The organism is Mycobacterium sp. ML4 (assembly GCF_054515735.1).
Genome location: NZ_JBTNSY010000004.1, coordinates 270,627 through 291,862 on the forward strand (window position 1 = coordinate 270,627; position 21,236 = coordinate 291,862).

Genomic DNA, 21,236 nt, shown 5'->3' on the forward strand with positions numbered 1-21,236 from the left:
CGATGAAATGCGCTGGTCAGAGCGGAAAGCGGGCGGGCCCGCGCGGGCTAGCCGGCGCTCGCGGCCAACTCCTGGGCCACCGCGTCGAATGCGCGCAGCGCATCCAACATGTGCGGCTCGTGGGAGTGCGCCTGGGTGGACAGCTTGGCGGCGACCACCTCGGCCGCGCGGTTGACGTAGATCATCTGACCGCACATGCCCAGGCACAGCACGAGGTTGCTGCCCGGGCAGGGGAACCACATCTGGTTGCGGTACATGCCACCGGGCATGTCGTTGTTGTCGGGGTTCACCGCGAAGGCCTGCCGCGAGTCAGGCCCACCCTGCAGCGTGTCGCGGACCCATGCCGGCGACACCACCTGCTCGCCGGTCAGCGACATGCCGTCGTGCAAGAACAGCGCGCCGAACCGGATCATGTCGGTCAGGCAGGCGCTGATGCCGCCGTCGAACAGCCCGGTGCCCGTCGTATCGATGCCGATGGTGGCGTCTGCCTGGGCGCCGATCCGGCTCCACACCAGCTCCGACATCAAGGCGGGCATCCGCTGCGCCGCCGCGACTTCACAGATCCAGCCGAGTACGTCGGTTTCGCACGAGCGGTATTCGAACGCTCCGCCGTGCGGCGACTTCTGCCGCAGGGTCAGCAGGAAGTCGCGCAGTGTGGCGGGGGCGTCCGGCCGGCTCCTGGGCGCCCACCCCATCGCCTGGTCGAGCAGATGGATCTCCGCGGCCGGGTCGTCGTAGTTCTCCGAGAACGCAATGCCTGACCTCATGTCCAGCAGCTGACGCACGGTCGCGCCCGAGTAGCCGCAATTCGCCAGTGCGGGAACGTATGTCGTGACCGACGCGTCGACGTCCAGCGCTCCGGCGCCATGCAGTGCCCCGGCGACGGCCGCCACCAGCGACTTACTCACCGAGAACAACAGGTGCCGGGTCGTGGCGTTCATGCCGCCGAGGTATTCCTCGGTCACCATGACCCCACGGTGCGCGACTGCCCACCCGTCGGTGGCCGTGGCGACCATCACCGCGCCTACCGTGGTGGCTGACCCGTCAGTGCTGATCAACGGGATCTCAGCCAGCGGGCTGCCGGCTTCGGGCATGACCGCGACCGGCCCCGATCCGCGCGAAATCACCGCGGTCGGCACAAAGTCTTCGACATGCTGGAACGACCAGTGCGAGTGGGGCGGCGACAGCCAGTTGTCCAGAGAGACGCCGGCCGGGACACTCACGCGCGTGCGACGAGCCGCGACACGATGGGCATTGCCGGGGTCAACGGTGTCGAGACGAACTTCGCCTTCATGCCGTTGACCCAGCGCCGACAACGCTCGGTGAGCTGGTAATCGTCGGTCTGCAGATGACCGCGGGTGACCAGGACGCCGAGCTGGGCGCCTTCGGAGCGCAAGTCACCGGGCGCGGCGACCCGCAGGTAAAAGGCCTCCGACCCGTCGAGCAGCGTGGCCCAGTCGTTGGCGGTGCGCGAAAAGGAGACGCGGCCGTCGTCGTCGATGCGCCATACCCCGGTGCGCGGCGTCGCGGTGAAGAGCTCCACCTCCGGCGATGTCTCCGTGATGATCACCTGGCCCCAGACCTCATCTTCGCCATAGCCACGCTCCCAGCGCGCGTTGATGCCTTCGATATCGAGCTCGTACTCCACATCCATGTACTCCAGCAGGTGGAAGAGGAACAGCGGCATGTCGGCGTAGGCCTCGGTCGTCAGATTTGTCATCGGGCTGGCGCCGCTCAAGCGGGGGTTCACCTCACCGAGGTAGAGCTCGCCGGTGTCCAGGTCATGCAACAGGTCCACCTCGAAGTAGCCGCGGTAACCCTCGCGGCTCAGGATGTCGCCCAGCTTTGCGACCATCTGCCGCGCGGCGTGCGTCTGGTCCGGCGGCAGCACCTCGCGCCAGATGTCATTGCCGCACCAGCTACCCCGGTGCGGGGTGAGCTCCGAATAACCGACCAAGCTCGTCATGGCCGGACCGATGACGGTCCCGTGGCGGGTCACGGTGCCTTCCAGGCACACCTCGACATTGCGGATGCGCTTCATGACCTTGAATTCGGGCTGCGCGGTCAACTCGGCGGCGTGCTCGTCCCAGTCGCGCTGCCCACGCACGAAGAACGTTCCGCTGCCTGCGTTGCCGTAAGCGATCGAGATGACCAGGTCATCGCCCAACCCGGCGTTCTGCGCGAGCGCGAGGAGCTCGTCGTAGGAGCCGGCCCGCCCGATCGCGTGCGGCACGCTAGGCACACCTGCCTCGTTGGCCAGGCGGGTCATGACGATCTTGGAACCCAGGCGGTTGCGCAGTTCGGCCGGCGGGTGCATGACCTCCAGACCAGCCTGCTTCGCCAGGACCTGGGTCTCGCTGTCGAGCATCACGAAGCAGGCCTTGCCACCGGGGCCCCGGCCCGCGATGAACTCGAGGGTCTCGGGATCCGACAGCAGGTGATTGCTCACGTCCCCCATGGAATCGAAATCACGGCGATCCCGCCGCCGGGGCACGAACACCCGCGAATGTGTGCCCTCGAAGGAGTCGAAATAGGTCAGGTAGAAGAAGTTTCGTATCCAGCGGTCGATGCCCAGCAGGTTGAACGGAGTCGGCGAGATGAAGTACAGCGGCACGGTGTTGGTGTGAAAGAACGCGCGGACGTCCGACAGGCCGCTCAGCGGGCGGCGCGCACCGTCGGCGGGCGCCGTCACGCGGGCCGCGCCGACTTCAGGCACAGCTCCGGCTTGTGCGGTGCGGTCAGGGTGGCTGCGGTCGCACGACTCAACTTCATTCCCCAAGTGTGGACGGGGGCGTTCGACAGCGCACACGCGGGCCGGTCGTGTTGCGCGCACATGTCAGCCCGCCAGAGCCACGATCAGCAGCATGAACAGGGCACCGCCGACGGTGCACGCCACCGTGGTGGGAGTTCGCTGTCCGGTGAGCGCTCGCGGCAAGAGATCGGCACTTGCCAGATACATCAGGAAACCGGCGAAAAACCCCAGGCATACACCGAGTAGCCGATGCGGAATCGTCACCGCAAGGGTCAGGGCCGCACCTACCACCGGTGCGAGCGCGGCGGCCGCGAGCAGCGTCATCGTCCGTCGACGGTCGTTTCCGTACAGCGCAGTGACCGTGTAGGTGTTGAAGCCGTCGGCGAAATCGTGGCCGATCACCGCCACCGCCACGACCGCGCCCACGCCGGGGCCGGCCTGAAACGCGGCGCCCATCGCGACCCCGTCCATCAAGCTGTGGCCGACGAGCCCGCACGCGGCCAGCAGTCCGACAGCCGGTGCGTCCACGACCTCACTGTCGGTCGATATCCGGCCGCGATGAATGCCGACGCTGCGCTCGATGACATGCAGCACCAAGAAGCCCCCCACGAAAGCCACCAAGGGAGCGGGGACGCCGAACAGCCGCCAGAACTGCGGAGTCAACGCTTCGGGTAACAGGTCGAAACCCACCGCACCAAGTATCAACCCGGCCGCGAGCCCGAGCACCAGAGAACGGTAGGAGCCGATCCGCAGTGCCGCGTAGCCACCCAGCAACGTGGTGATGAAAGATCCGAGGGCCACGAGAACAGCCACCGAGGGGACCCTCTCTGCTATCGAGCGCGCCAGAGCTGACGATAGGAGCGATCTACACGTCAACCGTGCTCACAGATCCTGCCACCCCGGCGGCGACTCCGGCAGTGGCGCCCGGCCCACGGCTGCCCACCGGGCCCGGCCTTGACCTCACTGGTCATTAACCCGTTGCAGCGGAGCGCAATTCGCAACCGCCACGCAGGGCGTCAACACCAACTACAGCGGATATTCGCGACCCTCAGGTGGCTGAATTGGCCGTCGGCGGCTACGCACCGACGGTGGTGGGGCGTGAAAGAGCCTGAGTATCAGCACCTCCTGCTCCGAGGTGCCGGGCTTGAACACATCACGCAACTCACCCTGCAAGCGGTGCAGCTCCGCCGCGAAACGTGGTGACGCCTTGAGCAGGTCTACTGGGGCGGCGCCGTAGAGGAAGATCGGCGAGACCGGTTGGACCGCCAGCCCGCATTGTTGCGCCGAAATCCAGACCGCTTGTGCGGCCGACCCGCCGCGCGCGAAGTCGGTGAGCGCGGTCCCGTCCACGTAGACGATCGCCAGCGCCGAACTCGCCGACACCCGCTCGGCGACATCGGATCCGAGCGCCTTACCGCCGTCCCACTGCGCCAGCTGCGCCATCACGTCGGGACGTTTCAGGACGTCGAGGACGCGCACCTGGCTGGGGTCCAGTTCCAGGCTCTGGACATCGATGCCGGAGTCGGCAGCGGGGTCTCCCGGCCACCGAAGCTCGGAGATCATCTCTTCGTGCAGCCTGGGAGTGAGATAGCGGATGCGATCGGCAGCGGCCAAAATCGCGGCACATCGGTGGATTCCGTCGCGCGACAACAACAACTCCAGCCGCGCACCCTCAGCGGCAGCGGCATTCTGCAGCACCGCGACCGTCGCGGAGTCGACGTCGGCGGGCCTGCCGCGGTGACGGTTGGTGGCCCGCGCCAGCATCGGTTCGTACAGAGCGGCCAGAGTTGGGTCGACGCCGTGCCCGAAGCGCAGTGTCGCCTGCAAAGGTGAGCCCGACGGTGTGGTATCGAACTCCGCGGGACCCAGCACCTGGTGGGCCGCCGCCGCGACGCGCGCGTTGAACATCGCAGCCCCGAGCGCCACCGCACTGCCGCGAAAGCCGATGTCCATGCCGGACGTGCGGTCCGGCTCAAGCCGGATCGTCAGCGAATCCTTTTGCACCACAACATGCCACGGCTGCGCATTGCCGCCTGAGGGAGCGCTGATCGCCGCCTCGGCCACGAGCACACTGACGGGCTTGCGGGCCTCGGGCGCGGCCGTTGACGCGGATGCGGGCGCCCCGGCATCCGCCGGTTCGGACGTGACGGGCGCAGCCAGACCACCCAGCGCCGCAGCAACGTCGAGCCGCAGCCGGCCGGAGCCGAGCGGTTCACCGAGACCGATGCGTCTGACCGCATTGGCCACGGTCGCCGCACCCATCCAGATGTCACCGGCCAGTTGTGGCCAGCCTGACAGCGTATGTCCGACTTCGACCAGGGATGCCGCGCCGCGTGCCGAGAGTTCTTTGCTGTCAAGGATGTTGAGGACGTACGGCACCTTGTCCCGGGTCGTCAGTCCGGTCAGTTGACCGGCATCGACGTCGCCCAGCAGCCCGTGCAGTATCGGTCGCCGGGGTTCGAGGTCGTAGCGTTCGATATCGACCAGGCCGCGGTCGGTGGTCGCCATCAGCACGGGCAGACCACGCTCGCGTGCGAGTTGCCGCAGCAAGACCTTCATGTCGAGCGAATCGCATTCCTCGATGACGACATCGAGTCCATCGAGGAAGTCGGGGATCGAATCCGCCGACAGTCCGGACGTCACGACCTCGGTGGCAAAGTAGGGATCCAGCTCGGCGATCCTGCGAGCGGCCACGATCGCCTTGTTGAGCCCGATGTCGAACACGCTCGCCGGCACCCGGTTCAGGTTCGCCAGTTCCAGCTCGTCGAAATCGGCCAGTCGCAGTGCGCCGCAGGCACCTTCTGCCGCGAGGGTGTAGGCGATCGCATGGCCGGCGCTGACGCCCACCACGCCGACGCGCAGCGTGCTGAGTACCCGTTGCTCCTCGGCAGTGATGAGGTGCCTGTTCCTGTCCAGGCGCACGGCATGGAACGCTCCCGGTCCCAGGTTGGCCACCAGGATGCGGCGCCAGGGATAGAAGACCCATCGCTTGGTTTCGCCCAAGAGGTCCGGGTCCAAACGCGGAAGCAGGCCGCGCGCGGCTTCGAGCTGTGCTGCAAAGCGGTCGATGGACTCGACGTGGGGATCCGACTGTAGTCGGTCGAGCACGAGGAGATCGTCCGGATCGTCTTCGCACAGTACGAGCACCTCGTGCGTATCGCTGTCGTGCGGTCCGCTCACCGGCAGGTTCCTGTGGTTGCGGTGGCCATGCCCTGCGACGACCGCGCGTCCCGCATGAGCTGGGCTGTCTCCATATACATTCGCGAGAGCTGTTTGGAGTCAGCATGATTGGCGATCGTGCTGCGGTCCCACCACATCATCTTGGTTCGGTATCGGTCGTCTGGATACGCTACCGCCGGGATTGCCGCTGCCACGACTCCCCCTGAAGTACGCCAACGGTCCAACACGTGGGCTGCCGCCGTCGCCATGACGAACTGGACTCCTAACAGGTTCATGATCGGTAATGCCGTGCGCGCCAGCGCCGTAGCGATCGCATCACGCTGAGGAGAATCGCCGTCGGCCCAGGCGGACTTGACCTCCACGACACCGAACGGCACCCGATCGCTGATCATCTTGCGCACGGCGGGTGCGCCCGGACTGCCTTCCCACTCCACCACGGCATGCGAATCATCAGGTGAGCCCAGCGGCCCGACCGCCCTGGCACCTCCGACGACACGGCCGTAATTATCCACCGCCGCGAAGAACAACTGGGTATCAGAACCGTCCGTGATTGATTCAAGGTTTAAAGTACGCTCGACACCGTGTTTGGTGTAGCTGCGAAGCGCGCCCTGCAGGTATTCAATCCACAAAGTAGGATCAAGTGACGGCTGCGATACCACAAGTCTGCATTGCGCGTCAGCAACCCATACGCTGAGGTTCGCCGGTAATTCCGGCTTCAGAGTTGCGACGGCGTGATATGCAGCGGTGGTCATAATGCTCCAATCTGACCGCGACACAACGGTCTGAATTTCCCGTTTCCGGAAATGGTTTACCCCGAATTCTCTGGGTCCTCGCAGGTCGGCGGGCCCGTCCCCGAAGCGGGGCCCCGTTTGGGACCCTAGCTGCATCCCTCGTTCACCGCGGCGTATTCCTCCCCGGTGCGCTCCGCAATTGCGATTGGTGAACTTCGCCCACCGGACTTGATGGCGGGACGCTCTCTGCGCACCTGCCCAATGAGTCTGGGACGCACGCCGAATCGGGAGCCCGAACGGTTCGGCTTTTCATCACGGTCGCCTGAGGTGTTGATTTTCTGGTGCTCCGGACCGGAAACCAGGTCGCTTCCGATTGCACGCCGTATCGATAGTGACCGATCGCGGTTGTGCTGGTCAATCCGACGGGACCGGGCTCGAGTGCGCCAAGCGGGACAGGGTGGACGCCGGCCAAAGTAAATCGCCCCGACGACGGGTTCGGTGGCTGCATCCGCCGGTAGCGGTCCGGCCGGGCCGGCGACAGCCTGAGTGCCGGCCGCATCCTCGGTCGGGTTGACGGGCCAATGGTTCTCTGTACCAGTGTCTTAACGACAACGATCCCGGCAGGCCAGCTGGCCGCCGGGATCGCTGAAGACGTTGATCAGACTCCCGCCGACGCCTTCGAAGCGGCGCCGCTGCGGACACCCGGCGGCTGTGCCGGCAACTCGCGACGTCCACGGCGGGCCAGGAGCGCATCCAGCGACCATGCTCCGGGTCCGACGATGAGCAGGAACGTCACGGTCAACAGTTGGGCATATTCGGACCGCACCTCGTGCAGCACCGCCCAGAACCCCGTCTGAGGAGGCACCGGCGGCAAGGGCAACGGCGACACCCCCAGGAACATGACGATTTTGGTCGACAGCATCGCGACGATCATCTCGACGATGAACGGGATGCTGATCAACCGGGTGAACAAGCCCAGCAGTAGCAGCACACCTCCGCCGATCTCAAGCAGTCCAACGAAATTCGCGCTCACTTCGGGAAAGGGGATGCCGATCTTGGTGAAGCGCCCGACGCCCTGGTTCGGGAACACGAACTTTATGATCCCTTCCCAGAGGAAGACTCCCCCGGCCATCAGCCGGATCAGCAGCGTCGCTGCGGATGCGTCGGTCGGCGGATGGGCGAGCCAGTGCCACAGCTTCGCCGGCAGAGCTTTCTGGTCGTGGGTAACAGTCACGGTGGTCCTCCAGTCAACGTTGGTGGGCCCGCCTACCGCGAGCCCACCAACTTCTAGGACCGAGGGTTACATCCGCTCAGGCGGGCACAGCCTCGCGGCTGCGCATGTCGGCCGAACTCGTCAGCTTCAGTGCCGGGTCCACGACGTCCTCATTGCGCAGCAGCTTCACGTCGGTGTAGTAGCTCATCGACGTCAGCCACGGTTGCCCGGACCCCTGTCGCGGTAGCTGGTCCACCGCGCGCTGGACGTAACCCGCCCCGAAGTCCAGCAACGGACGGGTCGGCATGTCCGGGTCGTCGAGGACGGGACGTGCGGTGTCGTAGCCGTGGGCGTCCATGTACGTCAGCAGGCGGCACAGGTGCTCGCACAGCAAGCCGACCTTCAGCGTCCACGAGGAGTTGGTGTAGCCGATGGCGTATGCGAAGTTCGGCACGTCCGAAAGCATCATGCCCTTGTAGGCCACGTGCTCGGGCATGTTGACCGGTTCACCGTCCACCGTGAGCGAGATGCCGCCGAACGCCTGCAAATTCAGACCTGTCGCGGTGACGATGATGTCGGCGTCGAGTTCGCGGCCGGACTCCAGCAGGATGCCGTTTTCGGTGAACGTCGTGATCCGATCGGTCACCACGGAAGCGCTGCCATTCTTGATCGCCGCGAACAGATCGGAGTCCGGCACCGCACACAACCGTTGATCCCACGGGTTGTAGGTCGGGCTGAAGTGCTCGTCGACCGGATAGCCCTCGGGCAGCTGCTTGGCGTTGAGGTACCGGATGGCCTTTCTCGCCAGCGCCGGGTACCGCTGGCAGAACTCGTACACCGCACGCTGCCGGATGATGTTCTTACGCCGGGCCAGTGCATAGCCGAGTTTGCCGCCGAGCAGCTTCTGTGCCGCGTTGGCGAAGCCGTCCTTGGACGGCACGGGCATGATGTAGGTAGGTGAACGCTGCAGCATGGTGACGTGTCCGGCCCGTTCGGCCATCGCCGGCAGCAACGTCACGGCCGTGGCGCCGCTGCCGATGATGACCACCTTCTTGCCGGAGTAGTCCAGGTCCTCCGGCCAGTGCTGCGGATGCACGACCTGCCCGGTGAAGCGCTCGCGTCCCTCGAAATGCGGCGTGTAGCCCACGTCGTATCGGTAGTAGCCGCCGGCGCAGAACAGCCAGTTGGCGCTGAGCTGAAACCGCTCACCGGTATCGGTCCGCTCGACGTCGACGACCCACCGGGCATCGGCACTCGACCAGGCCGCGCCGAGCACCTTGTGGTGGAACCGGATGTTGCGGTCGATGCCGTTCTCGGTGGCTGTCTCGCGAAGGTAGGCCAGGATCTTGTCAGCGGTGGCGATGGCGTCCTCGTCGCGCCACGGCTTGAACTCGTAGCCGAAGGTGTGCAGGTCGGAGTCCGAGCGAATTCCGGGGTAGCGGAACAGGTCCCAGGTGCCACCGGTGGCGGCGCGTGCCTCCAGGATCGTGTAGCTGCGGTTGGGGTGTTCGCGCTGCAGGTAGTACGCGGCACCGATGCCGGAGATGCCGGCTCCGATGACGAGGACATCGACGTACTCGATGCCGGTGTCTACGGCTGTGTAGGACATGGTCTTGGCTCCTGACGCTGGTGCTTGATGGGTTCAATGGTCGCGTGGCCGGCCGCCGTCGCCAAGATGAGATCTGCCCAATCCAACCCGTCGTATGGTGCAATGTGCACCATCAAGTTACTGTCGCTAAATGTCGTGGAAACGTCCTTCCGAATCGGTCAGGGAGCTGATCCGGCAGTGCGCCCAGATCACCGTCAATCCGCGCGCCGAGTGGCTGGACGAACTCGACGCGGAAGTCCTCGCGGCCAGTCCCGTCATCGCCGCCGACCCTGAGCTCGCCGCGGCGGTCAGCCGTAGCAACCGGGCCAATTTGTACTTCTGGGGAGCGGCCAACGTACGCGACCCGGGAGCGCCGGTGCCGCCCAACACCGGGCCCGAGCCGATGAACATCGCGCGCGAGGTTGCTCGCCGTGGTCTCACCGCGTTCACGCTGGACGCCTACCGGGTGGGCGAAGGCGTCGCGTGGCGTCGCTTGATGGAGATCGCGTTCGAGCTCACCTCTGATCCCGCCGAGCTGCATGAGCTACTCGATGTGTGCTCGCGTTCGATCAGTGCGTTCATCGAGGGCACGCTGGCGGGCATCGCCGCCCAGATCGACCAGGAGCTTGACGATCTCACCCGGGGAACCCACGCGGAGCGGCGCGAGACCGTCGCGCTGATCCTCGACGGTGCGCCAATCCCCCGCAAACGCGCCGAGGCACGGCTGGGCTACGCGCTGACCGGCCCCCACACCGCGGCGGTGATCTGGAGCGACGACCCGGCCGGCGACATGGCGCGGCTCGATGCGGCGGCCGAGGCACTCGGACAGGCCGCCGGTGCGCGGCCGTTGACGATTCTTGCCAGCGCGGCAACGAGGTGGGCGTGGGTACCGGCTAGGTCGATAGACACTGCGGCGCTGAGCAATTCGATCGGCGCAATGGCCGACATCCGGATAGCCATCGGTCCGTGCGCCGAGGGGAACGACGGATTTCGTCGCAGCCATTTCGATGCGCTCACCACTCAACAGATGATGGCGCGATTGCGATCACCACAGCGTGTCGCGATGTTCACCGACGTGGAACTGGTAGCGATCATCACCGCCGACACCGACCGCGCCACCGAGTTCGTGCACCACGCCCTCGGCAACCTCGAAGCTGCCGGCAGCGAATTGCAGGAGTTCGTGCGGATTTTCGTCCACGAGCAATGCAACGCGTCCCGAGCGGCCGGGCGGCTGTATACGCACCGCAACACCTTGCTGCGCCGGTTGGCCCGCGCTGACGAACTGCTGCCCCGCCCCCTGTCCGACAACAGCGTCAACGTGGCCGTCGCGCTCGATGTGCTGCGGTGGCGGGGAAGTGACCGGACCGCTCCCCGCTGATGGGTTTTTTCGCGATTCTCCAGCGCCGGTCGGGTCGAACCGCTAGTGTTCTTCTCAGGGTCGGGGGACCCAAAATTTCAGAACCATTCAGCGGTGGAACCACCGCGCCGGAGTTTCGTTGCCGTGGCAACGGATTGGGGCGGCAGTGTTCCGCCGCTGATGGCTGCCATCGGGGTAATCCGCTCAAGTCACGTCACGAAGTAACTGACCCACCCAGCGACCTTCCGCGTCGGCCACTCCGGTTTGGCCGGGCGGTGGGATGATGACGGGGTGGCTGACGGCGAATCCCCCTCCGACGACTTCGGTATGGCCGCGCGATCGGCGCCCGCCGAGCAGACTGCGGCGGTGACAGCTACCGCACCCGGGCCGGACAAGCCGACCTGGAAATCCCTGTTCGCAGCTTTGCCGGGACACATCGCCCACGGGCTGACACATCTGGCCCGGTGGCTCACCCACCTCGGTAAGTGGGTGGCCGGTCTCGGCCGGCGGCTCGCGCGACTCACCGAGATCAAACCGACGCCACTGCAGAGGCTGGCCCTGTTGAGCGGGCTAGCCGCAATAAGCCTTTTCGGGGCCGTGGCATTTGCGGGCAATCCCATCGGGCAGGCGTGCATCATCGCGTTCGTGCCCGGACTGAGCATCGCCATCGGCATCCTCGGAACGCGCTGGCACACCGGACAAAGGCTCAACCCGCACCTGTTGCAGACGACGCAGAGCGCGGTCCACGCGACGCTGCAGTTGCGCAAGTCGGTTCGCTACGTCGACGATCGGCTGTCGGCCGCGCAAAGGCACCTGGTGAACGGCAGTGCCGACGACGCGTTCGTCGAGATCGCACGAGCCAAGACGGCAACGGAGTTGTCCCTGGGTATAGCGGAAGTCCCGGCGCGCCAGTGGGGTTCGGCAAGCCCGGTCCATACCGTCGAGGAAAGCCGCGGTGTTGCCCCCGCCCAGGCAGCTGCCGACGGCGACTTCATCAGTGGCAGTGTCGCTCGCGTGGAAGACCAGCACACGGTGATCCTCAATCGCGGCGCGGTGCACGGCATCGCGCCGGATATGCTCTTCGCGGTGCTGGCCGACGCCGGCGACCCGATTCTCGATCCCGAGACCGGTGAGGTGATCGGAGAGCTGCCGGCCGAAAAGCTGCGCGTCAAAGTGATTGATGTGCAACCGAAATTCTCGCGCGCGGCGACGTTGCGGACGTCCCCTCCTATGAGAGCTGAATATCCGGCGTTGACCGGGTACTCCCGGACCGGCTCAGAGCACGCCGGGACTCTTGACTTCATCGACGCGTCACTCAGCAGAATGCTGGAAAACGAGTTCGCGGAACCGTATTCCGTCCGCGAGACGATCGCCACCGGCAGGTCTCCGCAGGACTCCCCGGTCCGCGCGGTCAGGATCGAGATCGGCGACCGGGTCCGGCAAGTCCGTTGACCAGACCGGGTTGAACCCGGTGTGCCAACCCCATACTCGGTGCTCCACCCGCCGCCTGCGGCGATGCTATCCGGGATTGCCGTTCGCCCCCTGCGTGCCGGGGTTGCCATTGCGAGCAGGTGGAGGGCTGACCCCGCCGCTGCCGCTCGCGCCGCCCGCGCCTACATTGCCGGCGGCGCCGCCTGTGCCGCCGCCGCCGCCTCCTCCTGCGATACCGCCGGTACCCGCTGCACCACTCAATAGCCCGCCGCGCCCCCCGATGCCGCCGGGAATGCCGCCGGCGCCGCCGTTTCCGCCATTCCCGCCGTTGCCGGCATCGCCACCCACGCCGCCGGCGCCAGCAGAAAGAAAGACGCCAGTTACGCCGCTCGCGTTGCCGCCGGTGCCCCCGTGACCGCCCGACCCAGCGACAGCACCCAGCCCCCCGATGCCGCCGGCACCGGCGCTGCCGCCGTTGCCGCCGCTGCCGAACAGACCGACGGCAGCTCCGCCATTACCGCCCGCGCCGCCTGCCCCGCCGTTGCCGCCGTTGCCACCGTTGCCGCCGTTGCCGCCGTTGCCGCCAGTACCGCCAGTGGCCGAGATTCCCGAGGAGCTGGTGGTGCCGTTGACGGCGGCAGTGCCGGCATTACCGCCCACGCCGCCCCCGCCGCCGGCGGCGCCGTTGCCGCCGCCACCGCCTGCTCCCCCCAGCCCGCCGTTGCCGCCGTTGCCGAACAGTGTGCCGCCGCTGCCGCCGGCCCCGCCCACCCCTCCCGCACCAGCGTTGCCGCCGGAAACGCCCGTGACGCCGGATGCGCCGAAGCCGCCGTTTCCCCCGCGAGTGATGCCGACGCCGTTGGCCGCGGTTGCGCTGCCCCCGGCGCCACCGTCGCCGCCACTGCTGCCCGGGGCCACCCCTGGGGTCCCATTGCCGCCGTCACCGCCGATAGCGGTGCCGCTCACGAAGCTGAACAAACTGCCGATCGTCGCGGTGCCCCCACCGCCGCCATCAGCGCCGGCTCCACCCGCGATGGAAGCACCGGCATTGCCGCCGGCGCCACCCGTGGTAACGACGGCGACGCCGGCAGCGGATGTCGCGCTGGCGCCCTGGCCGCCGGCACCGCCAGTCGGAGTGGGGCCAGACCCATTGACGCCGTTACCCCCGGCGGGACCGGTTTGGTTACCAGGTCCAAGTACATTCGCTGGGCTGTTGCCGGCGCCGGCCGCGGGACCCGGGATGGGATTCCCGGATGTCCCTGCCGCCCCGGCCCCACCGGTACCGCCGTCTCCGCCTGCGCCGATCAAGCCGGCGTTGCCGCCGCTGCCCCCCGCCGCCCCGACACCGCCGTTGACGCCGGCCACACCGACACCGCCCGTGCCGCCATGACCGCCGTTGCCGTACAACCACCCACCGGACCCACCGGCACCGCCGGGTGCGCCGGCACCGCCGGCGCCGCCCGCACCGCCATTGCCCCACAGCCCCGCTGCGCCGCCGGCACCCCCGGGCTGACCAACGGCACCGGCCGCGCCGTTGCCGCCGTTACCGAATAACAACCCGCCCGCCCCACCGGCCTGCCCGGGCGCCGTCCCGTCGGCTCCGTTACCGATCAGCGGGCGCCCCAGCAGCACCTGAGCCGGCGCGTTCACCACGCCGAAAACACCGTCCTGCAGCGCTTGGAGTGGTGACGCATTCGCGGCTTCGGCGGCCGTATACACACCCGCACTCGTTGCGAGGGCTCGCACGAACTGCTCGTGAAACGCAGCCGCCTGCCTACTGAGGGTCTGGTATCCCTCCGCGTGTGCACGAAAGACCGCCGCGATAGCCGCCGATATTTCGTCCGCGGCCGCAGCCACCACTCCGGTGGTCGACGACGTCGCCGCCGCATTGGCCGAGTTGATCGCCGAACCGACCTTCGCCAGGTCGGTTGCGACGGCGGCCACCGAGTCTGACACGACGGTCACAAAAGACATGCCCAATCTCCTTACCTGAGCAGGTCACCCGGCGAGCAACGGCAAGCACCGAGATCACCGACACCCAGCATCGTATGCCTATGGGGGTACACGCACGCCCTGCAAGAAAAAGATGTTCAGATGTTTCTCACTACCGGTAAGCGATCATCCACCGGTTGGCACGGACTCGCCCGCCCGGCGCAGCGTCGCTTCCGCGTGCCGCAGCACCGGAGAGTCCACCATCTGTCCCTCGAACGCGAACACCCCACGCTCGGCCTTGGCGGCCCGGAGCACCCGGCGCGCCCAGTCCAGGGTCTCGTCGGCGGGTCGGTAAGCCTTGCGCACGACCTCGACCTGGCTGGGATGGATACACACCGTCACATCGAAACCGACCGTCACCGCATCGGTGGCCTCCGCCTGTAAACCCTCCACATCGCGGATGTCCAGATGCACGGCGTCCAGCGCAAGGCGGTCAAAAGCGCTGGCCGCCAACAGAATAGTCGAACGCACGTGACGCGCCACGTCGCGATAGCCGCCATCGGCGCGCCTACTGGAGCTGCCGCCCAGAGTGGCGATGAGGTCTTCGGCGCCCCACATCAACCCCACGCAGCCGTCGGCGGCCGCGATTTCGGCGGCGAACAACGCTCCGCGCGCCGTCTCCACCAAAGCGATGACTTCCCGAGGAGCCAGGGCGGCCACCTGCGTGGACGATTCGGTCTTGGGCAGCATCACCGTCGTGTACTCGGTGCTCGCCAAAGCCTCGAGATCACGGGCCTGGTCATCGGTGCCGGCGGCGTTGATCCGCACCACCGTGCGCGCGGGGTCCAGCGGCGTATCCCGCAATGCCTGGCGGGCAGCGGGCTTCTCCGGTTTCGCAACGCCGTCCTCGAGGTCGAGGATCACCACATCGGCGGCGGCGGCGGCCTTCGCGAAACGTTCGGGGCGATCGGCCGGGCAGAACAACCAGGCCGGACCGGCGTCCCGCAGGCTCACGATGGACGCTTCTGCACCAGCGTGGTGCGCACCGCCCTGGCGACGACGTCGCCGTGCTGATTGCGCCCGGTGTGCTCGAGCGTGACGATGCCTTCTGCGGGGCGGCTTTTCGATTCCCGCTTGTCGGTACACACCGTCTCGGCGTAGAGAGTGTCGCCGTGAAACACGGGCTTGGGGAACGACACTTCCGAGAAGCCCAGGTTGGCAACGATGGTGCCGAGCGTGAGCTGCGCGACGGAAAGCCCGACCAGCGTGGAGAGGGTGAACATCGAGTTCACCAGCCGCTCACCGCGAAAGCCCGGTTGTTCGGCGGCCCAGGCGGCGTCCAGGTGCAGTGACTGGGTGTTCATCGTGAGGGTGGTGAACAGGACGTTGTCGGCCTCGGTGACGGTGCGGCCGGGACGGTGCAGGTAGGTGGTGCCGATTTCGAACTCCTCAAACCACAAGCCGCGCTGGATGACCCGCTTGTGCTCGCCGAGTGTGGATTCTGCGACGCGACGCGCCGATTCTGTGTCGTGAAATTCACAATCGGCGGATGCTGGGCGCGCTTCGGCGCTCATGAGAGCCCCAGCGACCGGGCGATCAGCATCAACTGCACCTCGGTGGTGCCTTCGCCAATCTCCAGAATCTTGCTGTCCCGGTAGTGGCGGGCGACCGGGTACTCGTTCATGAAGCCGTAGCCACCGTGGATCTGGGTGGCGTCGCGAGCGTTGTCCATCGCCGCTTCCGACGACACCATCTTGGCTATCGCCGCTTCCTTCTTGAAGGGTTTGTCCGCCAACATCTTTGCCGCAGCTTCGTAATACGCCGTGCGGGCCACGTGCGCGCGGGCCTCCATCCGTGCGATCTTGAAGCTGATTGCCTGGTAGGAGCCGATCGGCTGCCCGAATGACTGGCGCTCCTTGGCGTACTTGACGCTCGCGTCGACGCAGCCTTGTGCCGCACCCGTCGCCAATGCCGCGATCGCGATGCGGCCCTCGTCGAGAATGGAGAGGAAGTTGGCGTAGCCCTTGCCCCGGGTGCCCAGCAGGTTCTCCTGCGGGACCCGAGCGTCGTCGAAGGTCAGCGGGTGGGTGTCCGACGCGTTCCAGCCGACCTTGCTGTAGGCCGGTTCGACGATGAACCCCGGTGTGCCGTTGGGCACGATGATGGTCGAGATCTCCTTCTTACCGTCGGCGATGCTCCCGGTGACGGCGGTCACGGTGACCAGGGAGGTGATGTCGGTTCCGGAGTTGGTGATGAATTGCTTGCTGCCGTTGACGATCCATTCGCCGCCCTCGAAGCGGGCAGTGGTGCGGGTGCTGCCGGCATCGGAACCCGCGCCCGGCTCGGTGAGCCCGAAGCCGGCCAGTGCACGCCCGGCCAGCAGGTCCGGCAGCCAGTGCTGCTTCTGTTCTTCGGTGCCGAAGCGGAATATCGGCATGGCACCCAAGCCCACCGCGGCTTCCAGGGTGATGGCCACCGACTGGTCCACCTTGCCGAGTTCTTCCAGCGCCAGAGCCAGAGCGAAATAGTCGCCACCCATGCCGCCGTACTCCTCCGGGAACGGCAGGCCGAACAGCCCCATCTCGCCCATTTTGCCGACGACCTCGTACGGGAAGCTGTGCTCCTCATCGTGTTTGGCCGACACCGGTGCCACGACGCTGCGCGCGAAGTCGGCAACCGTATCGCGGAGATCCTCGTATTCCTTCGGCAGCGTCCCTGCTGTGATCGTTGTCGTCATGATCTGCTAGTCCTTGCTTTCCGTTGCTTCTTCGGCGTCCGGGACCAGGCGCGCCAACACCTGGTCGACGGTCACCTGGTCACCCACCGACACCAATACCTCCACCTGACCGGAGACCGGCGCCGCCAGCGAGTGTTCCATCTTCATCGCTTCCACGACCACCACCACGTCGCCCTCCGAAACCTGGCTGCCCGAATTCACCTGTGTCGCAATGACACTGCCGGGCATCGGGCTGACGATCTCAGCGGGCCGCTCGCCAGCGGTTCGGTGAATTCTGTGTTCCTCGGCCTCCCGGATGTGCCAGGTCCCCCGCTCGTCGGCGATCCACAGATGCCGGTCAGCCTCGGCCCACCGGTACTCCCGGCGGACACCATCGATCGTCAAACTCATGCTTCCCGGTGCGAGTTGCACACCGGCAGAACATATTTCGCCATCGCCCACTTGAACGGTCGCGGCGTCGGGTAGGCCCCACACCGAGACGGTCTCAGTGCGCAACGGAGTCCGCATCGCGGTGCGCACCGGCGCGGACGCGGCGCCGATCCGCCATCCACTCGGCGCGGCCCACAGGTTGCCGGCGGAGCGCCGTTCCAGCGCCCATTGGACGTAGAGCCCGCCGGCAGCGAACACGTCGTCCGGTGCCGGCAACGGTTCGAAGTCCGCCAGCCGTTCGTCCAGCAGCGCTGTGTCGAGGTCACCCGCCCGTACCCGCTCATCGGCGAGCAGAAATCGCAGGAACTCGATGTTGGTCTGCACGCCCAGCACCGCAGTCCGCGACAGGGCCTGGTCGAGTCGCGCGAGCGCCTGCGCCCGGTCGGCACCGTGCGCGATCACCTTGCTCAGCATCGGGTCGTAGTCGCTACCGACCACCGTGTCGTTCAACAGGGAAGAATCCACGCGTACGCCGGGTCCGGACGGCTCGACCACCTGAAGCACCCGACCGCCGGTGGGCAGGAACCCACGTGCCGGATCCTCGGCATACACCCGGGCTTCGATCGCGTGCCCGTGAAGTTCGACGTCGTCCTGGGCGAACGACAGCTTCTCACCGGCGGCCACCCGTAGCTGCCACTCCACCAGATCCAGTCCGGTAACCGCCTCGGTGACGGGGTGTTCGACCTGCAGGCGGGTGTTCATCTCCATAAAGAAGAACTCGTCGGGACGATCGCCGGAAACGATGAATTCCACCGTGCCGGCGCCGACGTAATCCACGCTGCGGGCGGTGTCGCAGGCGGCCGCACCGATGCGGGCCCGGGTTGCGGGATCCAGTAATGGCGACGGCGCCTCCTCGATCACCTTCTGGTGACGTCGCTGCAGGCTGCATTCACGCTCGCCGAGATGCACCACGTTGCCGTGCGTGTCGGCGAGAACCTGCACCTCGATATGCCTGGGCCGCAACACGAAACGTTCCAGGAACAAGGTGTCGTCACCAAATGCCGAAGCTGCTTCGCGCCGGGCACTGACCAATGCCTCACGTAACCGGGCGGGGTCCTGCACCATCCGCATGCCTTTACCGCCACCACCCGCGGACGGCTTCACCAGCACCGGGTATCCGACGTCGTCGGCCGCGGCGACGAGTTCGTCGTCGGTCAGTCCGGGTCGCGCGATTCCCGGCACCACCGGCACCTCGAACGCCGCGACGGCGTTCTTGGCGGCGATCTTGTCGCCCATCACCTCGATCGCATGTGCCGGCGGCCCCAGGAACACCACCCCGGCGCGGTCGCACGCCGCGGCGAATTCCGCGTTCTCCGAGAGAAATCCGTAACCGGGATGGATCGCCTGCGCTCCGCTGCGCACCGCGGCGTCGATCACCTTGCCGATGGCGAGGTAGCTTTCCCTGGCCGCCGCCGGTCCCAGTCGTACCGCGGTGTCGGCCTCGACCACGTGGCGGGCCTTGGCGTCGGCATCGCTGTAGACGGCGACCGAGCGGATTCCCAGCCGGCGCAGTGTGCGGATCACCCGTACCGCGATCTCGCCGCGGTTGGCCACTAAGACAGTGTCAAACATGTCACATCCGGAAGACGCCGTAGGAGACCGGTTCCAGCGGGGCGTGGGCACACACCGAAAGCGCCAGCCCGACAACCGTTCTGGTATCGGCGGGGTCGATGATGCCGTCGTCCCAGAGACGTGCGGTCGAATAATAGGGATTGCCCTGGTCCTCGTACTGCGCGCGGATGGGCGCTTTGAATTGCTCTTCCTCCTCGGGCGACCAGGGCCTGCCGGATGCGGAAAGCTGTTCACCGCGCACGGTGGCCAGCACCGAGGCGGCCTGTTCGCCACCCATCACCGAAATGCGCGCATTCGGCCACATCCACAGGAATCGCGGCGAGTAGGCCCGTCCACACATCGAGTAATTGCCTGCGCCATAGGATCCGCCGATCGCCACGGTCAACTTCGGGACCCGCGCACAGGCCACCGCCGTGACCATCTTGGCGCCGTTTTTGGCGATCCCGCCCGCCTCGTAGTCGCGACCCACCATGAACCCGGCGATGTTCTGTAGGAATAACAGCGGGATCCGTCGCTTGTCGCACAGCTCGATGAAATGCGCACCCTTGACCGCCGATTCGCTGAACAGCACCCCGTTGTTGGCGATGATCCCGACCGGGTGGCCGTGGATGTGCGCGAAGGCGGTCACCAGCGTCTTGCCGTAGTTGGCCTTGAACTCGTTGAACTCGCCGCCATCGACCAACCGCACGATCACCTCGTGGACGTCGTAGGGCACCCGTGGATCGGGGGGCACCACATCGTAGAGCTCGCTCTGGTCGCATCTGGCATCCACCGCTGGGCGAATGTCCCACTGGGCGGGTTCGGGTGATCCGAAGGTGGCCGCGATCGAACGCACGATGCGCAGCGCGTCCTCGTCGTCCTGCGCCAGATGGTCGGTGACACCGGACACCCGGGAGTGCAGATCCCCGCCGCCGAGTTCCTCGGCCGTCACGATCTCCCCGGTGGCCGCTTTGACCAGGGGCGGCCCACCCAGGAAGATCGTGCCCTGCTCGCGGACGATGACGGCTTCGTCGCTCATGGCCGGCACGTAGGCACCGCCGGCCGTGCACGAGCCGAGCACGGCGGCAACTTGCGGAATTCCCTTGGCGCTCATGGTCGCCTGGTTGTAAAAGATCCGGCCGAAGTGTTCGCGATCGGGAAACACCTCGTCCTGCCGCGGCAGGAAGGCGCCGCCGGAGTCGACGAGGTAGATGCACGGCAGCAGGTTTTGCAGCGCCACCTCCTGCGCGCGCAGGTGCTTCTTGACTGTCATCGGGTAGTAGGTGCCGCCCTTGACGGTCGCGTCGTTGGCGACGATCACGCATTCGCGGCCCGACACCCGCGCGATCCCGGTGATGATTCCCGCACCGGGGGATTCGTCGCCGTACATGCCGTTGGCAGCCAGCGCGGCGAGTTCGAGGAACGGGGTGCCCGGGTCAATCAGCCGGTCGACTCGCTCCCGGGGCAGCAGCTTGCCGCGGCTGACGTGGCGCTGCCGGGCACGTTCGTTGCCGCCGAGGGCCGCGGCGGCCAGCTTCTCGTCGAGTTCGGCGACCAACCGGCGGTGCTCGTCGGCGAATGATGGGGCGATCGTCGTCACCGCGCCACCAGGTCCGAAAGAATTAGCGGTGGTTGCGTTTTGGCGACCACCTCTTCGACCGAGACGTCCGGGGCGGTCTCGATGAGATGCAGTCCGTCATCGCGAACGTCGATGACGGCCAGTTCGGTGACGATCCGGTTCACGCAGCCCACGCCGGTGAGCGGCAGGGTGCAGCGTTCGAGGATCTTGGGGCTGCCGTCCTTGGCGGCGTGCTCCATCATCACGATCACCTTGCGGGCGCCGTGCACCAGGTCCATCGCGCCGCCCATGCCCTTGACCATCTTGCCGGGGATCATCCAGTTCGCGAGGTCGCCGGTGACCGAAACCTGCATCGCGCCAAGCACAGCCACGTCGAGGTGCCCGCCGCGGATGACCCCGAACGAGGTCGACGAACCGAAGAACGACGCTCCCGGCAGTACGGTCACCGTCTCCTTGCCGGCGTTGATCAGATCGGCGTCGACGTCCTCGCGCTTCGGGTAGGGCCCGACGCCGAGGATCCCGTTCTCCGAGTGCAGGACGACGTGGACGCCGTCGGGAATGTGGTTAGGGATCAGCGTGGGCATCCCGATGCCGAGGTTGACGTATTGGCCGTCGGTGAACTCGGCTGCGATCCGGGCCGCCATCTCGTCTCTGCTCCAGGTCATCTGGCGCCCCCTTCCCCCGCGACCGTGAAGCTGGCTTCACATTCGCCGCCGAGCGTGAAGCCAGCTTCACGGTCGGCGCAATCCGCAGCCG

16 protein-coding genes are annotated in these 21,236 nt (G+C 66.8%); 2 read left to right on the top strand and 14 right to left on the bottom strand.

Going from position 1 to position 21,236, the window contains the following annotated elements; genetic code table 11:
- Window positions 1–47 precede the first annotated feature (47 nt).
- The 7 genes from ACX9NE_RS06350 to ACX9NE_RS06380 all read right to left on the bottom strand — a co-directional run bounded on the left by ACX9NE_RS06350 (window position 48) and on the right by ACX9NE_RS06380 (window position 9,485).
- Window positions 48–1,223, bottom strand: a complete 1,176-nt coding sequence (locus ACX9NE_RS06350; protein WP_459360658.1) for a serine hydrolase domain-containing protein — start codon at window positions 1,221–1,223, stop codon at window positions 48–50.
- Window positions 1,220–2,692: a biotin carboxylase gene (locus ACX9NE_RS06355; protein ID WP_459360856.1), complete on the bottom strand. Its 1,473-nt coding sequence runs from the start codon at window positions 2,690–2,692 to the stop codon at window positions 1,220–1,222. The genes ACX9NE_RS06350 and ACX9NE_RS06355 overlap by 4 nt, the downstream gene beginning before the upstream one ends.
- Before the next feature lie 144 nt (window positions 2,693–2,836).
- A complete protein-coding gene (locus ACX9NE_RS06360) occupies window positions 2,837–3,565 on the bottom strand; it encodes a ZIP family metal transporter (protein ID WP_459360657.1) in 729 nt (242 codons plus the stop codon).
- A gap of 213 nt (window positions 3,566–3,778) precedes the next feature.
- Window positions 3,779–5,932, bottom strand: coding sequence for an Rv1355c family protein (locus ACX9NE_RS06365; RefSeq protein ID WP_459360656.1), 2,154 nt, complete (start codon window positions 5,930–5,932; stop codon window positions 3,779–3,781).
- Complete coding sequence (locus ACX9NE_RS06370; RefSeq protein ID WP_459360655.1) at window positions 5,929–6,684, bottom strand: hypothetical protein; 756 nt, start codon at window positions 6,682–6,684, stop codon at window positions 5,929–5,931. The genes ACX9NE_RS06365 and ACX9NE_RS06370 overlap by 4 nt, the downstream gene beginning before the upstream one ends.
- 637 nt (window positions 6,685–7,321) lie before the next feature.
- The gene (locus ACX9NE_RS06375) at window positions 7,322–7,897 is read right to left on the bottom strand and encodes a DoxX family protein (RefSeq protein ID WP_459360654.1); all 576 of its coding nucleotides are present in this window, start codon (window positions 7,895–7,897) and stop codon (window positions 7,322–7,324) included.
- 76 nt (window positions 7,898–7,973) lie between these two features.
- Window positions 7,974–9,485, bottom strand: a complete 1,512-nt coding sequence (locus ACX9NE_RS06380) for a flavin-containing monooxygenase (RefSeq protein WP_459360653.1) — start codon at window positions 9,483–9,485, stop codon at window positions 7,974–7,976.
- A gap of 130 nt (window positions 9,486–9,615) precedes the next feature.
- Here ACX9NE_RS06380 and ACX9NE_RS06385 point away from each other — a divergent pair, with 130 nt between their 5' ends.
- Entirely contained in the window at window positions 9,616–10,842 is a 1,227-nt protein-coding gene (locus tag ACX9NE_RS06385; RefSeq protein ID WP_459360652.1) for a PucR family transcriptional regulator, read from the top strand.
- 270 nt (window positions 10,843–11,112) lie between these two features.
- Window positions 11,113–12,273: a hypothetical protein gene (locus ACX9NE_RS06390; RefSeq protein ID WP_459360651.1), complete on the top strand. Its 1,161-nt coding sequence runs from the start codon at window positions 11,113–11,115 to the stop codon at window positions 12,271–12,273.
- 66 nt (window positions 12,274–12,339) lie between these two features.
- Here the strand turns inward: ACX9NE_RS06390 and ACX9NE_RS06395 are convergent, their stop codons facing one another.
- The 7 genes from ACX9NE_RS06395 to ACX9NE_RS06425 all read right to left on the bottom strand — a co-directional run bounded on the left by ACX9NE_RS06395 (window position 12,340) and on the right by ACX9NE_RS06425 (window position 21,145).
- Window positions 12,340–14,226 (bottom strand): PE family protein, encoded by a 1,887-nt coding sequence (locus tag ACX9NE_RS06395; RefSeq protein ID WP_459360650.1) that lies wholly within the window; start codon window positions 14,224–14,226, stop codon window positions 12,340–12,342.
- A gap of 144 nt (window positions 14,227–14,370) precedes the next feature.
- The gene (locus ACX9NE_RS06400) at window positions 14,371–15,198 is read right to left on the bottom strand and encodes an HpcH/HpaI aldolase/citrate lyase family protein (RefSeq protein ID WP_459360649.1); all 828 of its coding nucleotides are present in this window, start codon (window positions 15,196–15,198) and stop codon (window positions 14,371–14,373) included.
- A complete protein-coding gene (locus tag ACX9NE_RS06405) occupies window positions 15,195–15,758 on the bottom strand; it encodes a MaoC family dehydratase (protein WP_459360648.1) in 564 nt (187 codons plus the stop codon). Before ACX9NE_RS06405 ends, ACX9NE_RS06400 begins: the two co-directional genes overlap by 4 nt.
- The gene (locus ACX9NE_RS06410) at window positions 15,755–16,921 is read right to left on the bottom strand and encodes an acyl-CoA dehydrogenase family protein (protein ID WP_459360647.1); all 1,167 of its coding nucleotides are present in this window, start codon (window positions 16,919–16,921) and stop codon (window positions 15,755–15,757) included. The genes ACX9NE_RS06405 and ACX9NE_RS06410 overlap by 4 nt, the downstream gene beginning before the upstream one ends.
- A gap of 6 nt (window positions 16,922–16,927) precedes the next feature.
- Window positions 16,928–18,922, bottom strand: coding sequence for an acetyl/propionyl/methylcrotonyl-CoA carboxylase subunit alpha (locus tag ACX9NE_RS06415; RefSeq protein ID WP_459360646.1), 1,995 nt, complete (start codon window positions 18,920–18,922; stop codon window positions 16,928–16,930).
- A gap of 1 nt (window position 18,923) precedes the next feature.
- Window positions 18,924–20,501 carry a carboxyl transferase domain-containing protein gene (locus ACX9NE_RS06420; RefSeq protein ID WP_459360645.1) on the bottom strand — a complete coding sequence of 526 codons (1,578 nt, stop codon included), beginning with the start codon at window positions 20,499–20,501 and terminating at the stop codon, window positions 18,924–18,926.
- Window positions 20,498–21,145 carry a CoA transferase subunit B gene (locus ACX9NE_RS06425; protein WP_459360644.1) on the bottom strand — a complete coding sequence of 216 codons (648 nt, stop codon included), beginning with the start codon at window positions 21,143–21,145 and terminating at the stop codon, window positions 20,498–20,500. The genes ACX9NE_RS06420 and ACX9NE_RS06425 overlap by 4 nt, the downstream gene beginning before the upstream one ends.
- Window positions 21,146–21,236: the final 91 nt, after the last annotated feature.

Excerpts from the sequence above, each read along its gene's own strand:
- ACX9NE_RS06370 (WP_459360655.1), bottom strand. The coding sequence starts at position 6,684 with ATGACCACCGCTGCATATCACGCCGTCGCAACTCTGAAGCCGGAATTA.
- ACX9NE_RS06380 (WP_459360653.1), bottom strand. The coding sequence starts at position 9,485 with ATGTCCTACACAGCCGTAGACACCGGCATCGAGTACGTCGATGTCCTC.
- ACX9NE_RS06385 (WP_459360652.1), top strand. The coding sequence starts at position 9,616 with ATGTCGTGGAAACGTCCTTCCGAATCGGTCAGGGAGCTGATCCGGCAG.
- ACX9NE_RS06395 (WP_459360650.1), bottom strand. The coding sequence starts at position 14,226 with ATGTCTTTTGTGACCGTCGTGTCAGACTCGGTGGCCGCCGTCGCAACC.
- ACX9NE_RS06405 (WP_459360648.1), bottom strand. The coding sequence starts at position 15,758 with ATGAGCGCCGAAGCGCGCCCAGCATCCGCCGATTGTGAATTTCACGAC.
- ACX9NE_RS06410 (WP_459360647.1), bottom strand. The coding sequence starts at position 16,921 with ATGACGACAACGATCACAGCAGGGACGCTGCCGAAGGAATACGAGGAT.
- ACX9NE_RS06415 (WP_459360646.1), bottom strand. The coding sequence starts at position 18,922 with ATGTTTGACACTGTCTTAGTGGCCAACCGCGGCGAGATCGCGGTACGG.
- ACX9NE_RS06425 (WP_459360644.1), bottom strand. The coding sequence starts at position 21,145 with ATGACCTGGAGCAGAGACGAGATGGCGGCCCGGATCGCAGCCGAGTTC.